Below are 6000 nucleotides of genomic sequence, written 5' to 3' on the forward strand. Positions count from 1 at the left end.
ATTAATCAATAAAATGGTATTATTCTCGTTTTAAACTTAATGAGAATAATACTAGGATAATGATGAAAGAGTACATACTTTTAATTGATACTACAGATGATAAAGGACTTGTTTATAATATTTCAAAAGTTCTTTACGCAAATAACTTAAATATAGAACAAAATTCAGAATACGTTGATCCAGATACACTAAAATTTTTTATGCGAACAGTTATAACAGGTGATATAAAAAAAGACATACTTCTAAAAGAGTTAAAAGAAGTTCTTCCTTTAAACTCTACAATAAAATTAAATGAAAAAGAAAATAAAGATGTTGTGATATTAGCAACAAAAGAGTCTCATGTTTTAGGTGATTTATTAATTAGATATTTTGATGGCGAATTAAATGCAAATATAAAAGCTGTCATTGCAAATCATGAGCATTTAAGAGATTTAGTAGAAAAATTTGATATTCCATTTTATTGTATAAGTGCAGAGGGTTTAAGTAGAGAAGAGCATGAAGATAAGATGATTGAAAAAATCAATGAATTTGAACCAGAGCTTATTGTATTGGCAAAATATATGAGAATTTTAACTTCAAAATTTGTTAATACCTATCCAAAAAGAGTTCTAAATATTCATCACTCATTTTTACCTGCATTTATTGGTGCAAATCCATACAAACAAGCCTATGAAAGAGGTGTTAAGATCATAGGAGCAACTGCGCATTATGTTACTGATGATTTGGATGAAGGTCCAATTATCTTTCAAGATGTTGTAAGGGTTGATCATAGTTACTCTTGGCAAGAGATGAGAAATGCAGGAAGAAATGTTGAAAAGATTGTTTTATATAATGCTTTTCAACTTTTACTTGATGATAAGGTATTTGTATATAAAAATAAAACGGTGATTTTATAAAATGTTTAATATAGTACTTCACGAACCAAGAATTCCAGGAAATGTAGGAACAATAGGAAGACTTGCTTTTGCACTTAATTGTAAACTTCATCTAATAAAACCTTATGGTTTTGGTGAAATAAATGAAAAACAAGTAAGAAGAGCAGGGCTTGATTATTGGTATGATTTAGAAGTTTTTGAGTATGAAAACATTGAAGAGTTTTGGAAAAAATATCCTATGAGCGATAGACATTTTTTTGCTACAACAAAAACTAAACAAGTCTATTTTGAACAAAAATTTAAAGAAGGCGATTTTTTTTATTTTGGTAGAGAAGATGCTGGACTTCCTGAGAGTTTTTTAACTAAAAATGAGCAAGGATGTATTACAATTCCTATGGCAAATAACGCAAGAAGTCTAAATATTGCTAACTCTGTATCTATTGTAGCTTATGAGGCTTTAAGACAAAACTTTGCTAACTTCAAATAAGTTTTTTGCTTTTTTTGATTAGCTGATTTACAGCTTCAAGTTTATTTTGAAGCTGTTTTTTATCACTTTTATTTGAAGTTTTTTTCTTTTGTTTTTTTAATTTAGCTTTTTTTACATATAACTCTTCTAAGACTTTCAATATTTTATTTTTTTTGATATCTTTATTTTCTTCTGTTTGTTTCAAGTATTTTTTTACTTTTTTTATTAGTTCATTTAGGGGCATTATTCTCTTCTCCTATCTCTTTTAGTAATTCATCTTCAATGAATAAAATCATCGCAACTTCTACTAACTTTTTTTGTATTGAGTAAACTGTTGCACTATCATTTATAAGTGATGTTGCCATTGATGCTTTAATCTTTTGTGTTCTAATTAGATCATCAATTACTTCACTATTTGATAAGTCATTTTTGTTTAGGGTACTTTTTATAACTTCAATTTGAGTTATTTTGTCAAGTTCACTTAAATTTTCGTTGTTTAAGTTATTTATATCAATAAAAAGACTTCCTAATTCTTCTCTTAGATTATTATACTCTTTTTTAATATACTCATTTTTACTTTTTAAGTAAAAGTCTAGATTTTTTTGAATATCTCTTGTGTCTTTAAGTACTTCAATTAGTCTTGTTGCACTCTTTTTGAAATTGCCTGCAATTTTTTGTTGTGGACTTGTCATGTGTTCTTGTGCAAAAGAAGAGTATTTAATAATTTCGTTATATAATAATTTTAGATTTGTTTGATAAATCTCATCAATATTTGTATTTGATTTTCTTGGTTCATTTGTTAGTTGTCTTTGCAAATCCTCTTTTGTTTTTAATTCTGTTGTATGTAAATTAAGGGCATGAAGCATTGCTCTTTGACAATTTTCATAAAGGTTTATGCACTCTTTTTTAAGTGAGAGTAATGAACTATTTGGAATTTCTATATTTGATTTTAATAGATATTTTGGTTTTGAGCTTTTGGCAACTTTTTTCTTAATAGTTTTTTTTGCTAAATTTACAATTATATTTATAAAAGGAGCAACTATGATTATTCCTAATAGATTAAAAATAGTATGAAATAGTGCAAGTTTCATACTGTAATTTTCCGCATCAATTCCAAATAAAGGAGCTAGATAATCTACAAAATCTCTTAATGAATATATAAAAATTACAGCAACTAAAGCTGTAATTACATTGAATATAAGATGGGCAAAAGCTAAGCGCTTTCCGTTTTCATTTGAAGCAAATGAGCCAATTATTGCTGTTACTGTTGTCCCAATATTTGCTCCAATTGCCAAAGCTAGAGCATTTATATAAATTATATTTCCTGCACTTAATGCTGTTATTATTATGGCCATTGTAGCACTACTTGATTGGATAACAATAGTTGCAACTGCACCAATTAGGATATAAAGAATAATTCCTTTTATTCCAGGCAATGCAAACTGGGCTAAATCAATTGAATCTTTTAAGGTATCAAATCCATCTTTCATATAAGAAATACCCAAAAAGATAAATCCTAAACCTAACAGTACATTTCCCAAGCCTTTGTATGTATTGTTTTTAAAAAATCTAAGTACTACACCAAAGATTAACATAGGCATAGCATAAGCTGAGATTTTTATTTTTAATCCTAAACTTGATACTATCCAAGCTGTTGTCGTACTACCTAAGTTTGAACCAAATACAATACCAATACCTTGTGCTAAAGTTAATAATTCAACTGATAAAAACGATATTACAATTACTGTAATTAAAGAAGAGCTTTGGACAATGGAAGTGGCTAAAAAACCAGTTGTTATAGCTTTAAAAAGATTGTTGGTAAATCTTTTTAGAATATTTTCTAAAGCACCACCTGAAAATAGTTTAAAACCATTTTCCATAAAATACATACCAATTAAAAAAATTGCAATACCACTCAAGATTATTTTTAGATTCTCAGATGACGAGATAAAATATGCTGTAATCAAGAATCCTAATGCAATTGCCAAGTTTTTAACCATAAAAAATCCTACATAATATAGTTTAGTTATATATTATAACAAGATTTTTTATTAAATAAGGCTTGTTTAGATAAAATTTTACAGATTTTAAATAAAGAAAGTAATCATGAATAAAATATTAGTATTAGAAGACGATGAGCTTTTTGCTCAAACATTAGAAGATTTTTTAGAAGAAGAAAAGTTTGAAGTAGATATTGCATATGATGGACAAGAGGCTTTGGAGCTAAATTTTAAAAGTAATTATGATTTATATTTACTTGATATTAATGTTCCTTTAATAAATGGTTTAGATTTATTAAAAGAGTTAAGGGGAAGCGGAGATACAACTGCTACAATTTTTCTTACTTCATATAAAGATAAGCAGACTTTAGAAGAGGGGTTTTTAAATGGTTGTGATGATTATTTAAAAAAGCCAGTTGATTTAGATGAGCTATTACTTAGAATTAAATCTGTACTTAAAAGATGTGGAAAGCAAGTAAAAGAGCTTGAGCTTTTTGATGAGTTAACTTTTGATCCTATTTTAAGACGAGTTTATAAAGAGGGAAAAGACTTAAATCTTCCCATAAAAATAGTTTCATTACTTGAATTATTTTTGGAAAACCGTGATTCAATTGTTTCAAAAGAGATGATTATTTCTAGGCTTTGGAGCGTTAGTGAAGAGTATAGCGAGGGATCAATTAGAGTCTATATAAACAATCTAAAAAAGATTTTAGGAAAAGAGAAAATCACTAATATAAAAGGTATAGGATATAAAATTGAATTCTAAGACAAAAGATTTTTTAATTTCAATCTCAATTGTATTTACATTTACAACTATTTTGACTCTATTTATGAACTATATTTTGATCAGTTATTTTGGCTTAAATAAAGATAATTTTATAATTATAGTTTTACCTCTACTTGTGTGTTCTCTAGTTCTTTTTTTGGCTTTAAGTAAATCTATTCTTGAACCACTTTTTAAAAGTGATGAAAACTTACAAAAAACGGTAAAAAAGACTTTGCATGAGTTAAATATACCTGTTTCTACAATAATGCTAAATACTCAAATGCTTGAAAGAAAAATAACAGATGAAAAAGCTTTAAAAAGATTAGAAAGAATAAAAAAAGCTTCAAGTGATTTATTAAAGTTATATGAGGATATGGAGTATAGTATAAAAAAAGAGATTGACAATGTTGATAAAGATACACTCTTTTTATATGAAATAGTAAATAATTCAATTGATAAGTTTGAAGATATAAAAAAAGATATAAAAATAGAAAACTGTATTGATAAAGATCTTTTAATAAAAACTGATAAAAATGGTTTTTGTAAAGTAATTGATAACCTTTTATCAAATGCCATAAAATATAATAAAACAGATGGATATGTAAAAATAGGATTAAAAGAGAATACTATTTTATTTATAGAAAATAGTGGAAATACAATAGATACAAAATATCTTTTTGATGTATTTGATACTTTCTTTCAAGAAGATAGTTCAAAAAAAGGTTTTGGCTTAGGACTTAGTATAGTAAAAGAGTTTTGTGATAAAAATAAAATAGCAATAAATATTATTCCTTTAGAAGATGGTTCAAGGTTTGAATTAAATTTAAAAAATATTTTCTAAAAAGTTCCATAGAATATTAATTTTTAATTAACATTTATTTAACACATTTAAATTAAAATTTATAAAATTTAATTTAGGTGAATTATGAATATTGAAGTATTAAAACACTTGATAGATTATGGTGTTATAGCATTATTAATTTTTATGAGTTTTATTTCTGTTTGGTTTTTTATTGAAAGAGTTATTTTTTATAAGAAACTTGATGTAAATATATATAAAAATAAAAAAGCCTTAGAAATTGCTCTTACAAGACACTTGACAATTATAGGAACTATTGCTTCAAACTCTGTTTATATTGGGCTTCTTGGAACTGTGTTAGCTATTATGCTTACTTTTATGACTATGAGTGGTTCAAATATTGAAGCTACAAAAATCATGTCTTCATTGGCTCTTGCACTTAAAGCAACAGCAGTTGGTTTAGTAGTAGCAATAGTTTCAATGATATTTTATAATATTTTAAGTAGATATGCAGAAGTACTGGAAAGTAAATATGAAATTAAAGAAATTTGATAGCATAAATGTATTACCCTTTATTGATGTATTATTAGTACTTTTAACAATAGTTCTTATGACTTCAACTTTTATCACAAAAGGTCTTATTCCTGTATCTTTACCAAGTGCAAAGAGTACTAATAATTTAAAAATAGATAAAAAGCTAGTCATTGTTATAAATAAAAAAGGAGAGTTTTTTTGTAATAATAATCTTGTAAATTCTAAAGATATGAAAAATCATATTTTAAAATTCAAAAAAAATACACAAGTTTATATAAAAAGTGACAAAAACTCAAGATTTGATAGTTTTGTTCAAGTTCTTGATATATTAAAAAGCAATGATTTTCAAAATATATCAATAGTAACAAAAAGATGAAAAGATATATTAGCTCTTTTTTTATAACACTATTTATTTATATTGGTATAACTGTTGGTTTTTATGTTTTATTTGCAAATGAAAAGATAATAATTAAGCTTTTAGGAACTTTTGGAAAGTTCTTGGAAGCTTTTTTTATAGCTTCAATAGTTGACTTTCTTAGTAACTTATGCCCTTTTAGAAT

Annotated in this window: 9 protein-coding genes; 7 read left to right on the top strand and 2 right to left on the bottom strand. The window is 25.7% G+C overall.

Annotated features, from left to right (window positions below):
* Positions 1-62 precede the first annotated feature (62 nt).
* Entirely contained in the window at positions 63-896 is an 834-nt protein-coding gene (gene purU / locus ACTCCZ_RS06455; protein WP_079578436.1) for a formyltetrahydrofolate deformylase, read from the top strand.
* A 1-nt stretch (position 897) separates the two neighbouring features.
* Positions 898-1362, top strand: coding sequence for a tRNA (cytidine(34)-2'-O)-methyltransferase (locus ACTCCZ_RS06460; protein ID WP_079578434.1), 465 nt, complete (start codon positions 898-900; stop codon positions 1360-1362).
* On the opposite strand, the gene ACTCCZ_RS06465 is transcribed toward ACTCCZ_RS06460, so the two are convergent.
* Together ACTCCZ_RS06465 and ACTCCZ_RS06470 are read right to left on the bottom strand one after the other, a co-directional pair.
* Entirely contained in the window at positions 1355-1585 is a 231-nt protein-coding gene (locus ACTCCZ_RS06465) for a hypothetical protein (protein WP_079578432.1), read from the bottom strand. The genes ACTCCZ_RS06460 and ACTCCZ_RS06465 overlap by 8 nt on opposite strands.
* Positions 1572-3341, bottom strand: coding sequence for a Na/Pi cotransporter family protein (locus ACTCCZ_RS06470; RefSeq protein ID WP_079578430.1), 1770 nt, complete (start codon positions 3339-3341; stop codon positions 1572-1574). Before ACTCCZ_RS06470 ends, ACTCCZ_RS06465 begins: the two co-directional genes overlap by 14 nt.
* Before the next feature lie 106 nt (positions 3342-3447).
* Here ACTCCZ_RS06470 and ACTCCZ_RS06475 point away from each other — a divergent pair, with 106 nt between their 5' ends.
* The 5 genes from ACTCCZ_RS06475 to ACTCCZ_RS06495 all read left to right on the top strand — a co-directional run.
* The gene (locus ACTCCZ_RS06475) at positions 3448-4107 is read left to right on the top strand and encodes a response regulator transcription factor (protein WP_079578428.1); all 660 of its coding nucleotides are present in this window, start codon (positions 3448-3450) and stop codon (positions 4105-4107) included.
* Positions 4097-4948 carry a sensor histidine kinase gene (locus ACTCCZ_RS06480; RefSeq protein ID WP_079578426.1) on the top strand — a complete coding sequence of 284 codons (852 nt, stop codon included), beginning with the start codon at positions 4097-4099 and terminating at the stop codon, positions 4946-4948. Before ACTCCZ_RS06475 ends, ACTCCZ_RS06480 begins: the two co-directional genes overlap by 11 nt.
* A gap of 84 nt (positions 4949-5032) precedes the next feature.
* Entirely contained in the window at positions 5033-5458 is a 426-nt protein-coding gene (gene exbB / locus ACTCCZ_RS06485; protein WP_196778268.1) for a TonB-system energizer ExbB, read from the top strand.
* Positions 5439-5816, top strand: a complete 378-nt coding sequence (exbD, locus tag ACTCCZ_RS06490) for a TonB system transport protein ExbD (RefSeq protein ID WP_079578422.1) — start codon at positions 5439-5441, stop codon at positions 5814-5816. The genes exbB and exbD overlap by 20 nt, the downstream gene beginning before the upstream one ends.
* On the top strand, positions 5813-6000 hold a 188-nt coding region (locus ACTCCZ_RS06495; RefSeq protein WP_463187209.1), incomplete at its 3' end, for a hypothetical protein. The genes exbD and ACTCCZ_RS06495, both read left to right, overlap by 4 nt.

Source organism: Malaciobacter sp., assembly GCF_055140965.1.

Bases quoted from the DNA above. Each gene is read 5' to 3' on its own strand.
- purU (WP_079578436.1), top strand. From the start codon at position 63: ATGAAAGAGTACATACTTTTAATTGATACTACAGATGATAAAGGACTT.
- ACTCCZ_RS06460 (WP_079578434.1), top strand. From the start codon at position 898: ATGTTTAATATAGTACTTCACGAACCAAGAATTCCAGGAAATGTAGGA.
- ACTCCZ_RS06465 (WP_079578432.1), bottom strand. From the start codon at position 1,585: ATGCCCCTAAATGAACTAATAAAAAAAGTAAAAAAATACTTGAAACAA.
- ACTCCZ_RS06470 (WP_079578430.1), bottom strand. From the start codon at position 3,341: ATGGTTAAAAACTTGGCAATTGCATTAGGATTCTTGATTACAGCATAT.
- ACTCCZ_RS06475 (WP_079578428.1), top strand. From the start codon at position 3,448: ATGAATAAAATATTAGTATTAGAAGACGATGAGCTTTTTGCTCAAACA.
- exbB (WP_196778268.1), top strand. From the start codon at position 5,033: ATGAATATTGAAGTATTAAAACACTTGATAGATTATGGTGTTATAGCA.
- exbD (WP_079578422.1), top strand. From the start codon at position 5,439: ATGAAATTAAAGAAATTTGATAGCATAAATGTATTACCCTTTATTGAT.